Consider the following 1,006-nt stretch of genomic DNA (forward strand, 5'->3'; position numbering starts at 1 on the left):
GGAAATAGTTTAGAACAACAAGAAAATGCATTAAGAGAAAATGGAGCATTAGAAATTTACAAAGATAGTTTTACAGGAACTAAAATTGATAGACCTGGATTCGATAAACTATTAGTTAAATTAGAAGAAAATGATACTTTAGTAGTAACAAAACTAGATAGAATAGCAAGGAGCATGTCACAAGGAAGTGAATTAGTAAATAAATTAATAAACAGAGGAATTAAAGTAAATATATTAAACATAGGCGTTATGGATGATACTCCAAGTAGTAAATTAATAAGAAATATATTCTTTAGTTTTGCGGAATTCGAAAAAGACATGATAATTGAAAGGACCCAGGAAGGCAAATCAATTGCCAAAACCAAAGAAGGATATAGAGAGGGTAGACCAAAATTATATAATAAAAAGCAACTTGATAATGCTATTAAAATGCTTAAAACCAATAGTTATACAGAAGTCGTAGATGTAACGAATATATCTAAAAGTACTTTAATAAGAGAAATGAGAAAAAGAGGTTTAAGTAAACAATAATGAAATCAACAAAAACGAAAAAATATATAGGAGAAAAAATAAGGAGGCTATCATGTTTAGAGGTTTTTTTGAAAAAAGAAAAAGGGGAAAGGCAGAAGAAAAACGTCTCAAACAAATGCAACAAATTTTCAATGAAGAATTTAAAAATTATAATAAAACTGGAAAAACTATTTGGATAGAATTTAGTGCTATGTGCAAAAACTATAACAAAGAAAATACTTTGTCTAGAGAAATCGTTATAAAAACAACAGATGCTGTATTAATTATTAATTATAAAAATTTAGAAGTAGTAAAAAGTGAATTTACTGTATCTAAACACTTACCTTTAGCAGAGCAAGAAAAAATAAAAGAGATTCTATATAAGTTTTTTGAAGATTTACATGATAAAATTATAAAAAAAATTGTATTAAGCCACAATGTTGATTGCTTCGATTTTTATTAGAAAAGCTATAATATAGTTAAATGTCGTGAAAAG

2 protein-coding genes are annotated in these 1,006 nt (G+C 26.0%); both read left to right on the plus strand.

What is annotated here, in order from left to right; translation table 11 throughout:
- On the plus strand, nt 1-531 hold a 531-nt coding region (locus LGK95_RS22115), incomplete at its 5' end, for a recombinase family protein (RefSeq protein WP_226127058.1).
- Nucleotides 532-583: 52 nt separating this feature from the next.
- A complete protein-coding gene (locus tag LGK95_RS22120) occupies nt 584-973 on the plus strand; it encodes a hypothetical protein (protein ID WP_226127060.1) in 390 nt (129 codons plus the stop codon).
- Nucleotides 974-1,006 lie beyond the last annotated feature (33 nt).

The sequence above is a fragment of the Clostridium algoriphilum genome (genome assembly GCF_020443705.1).
GTDB lineage: Bacteria > Bacillota > Clostridia > Clostridiales > Clostridiaceae > Clostridium_AD > Clostridium_AD algoriphilum.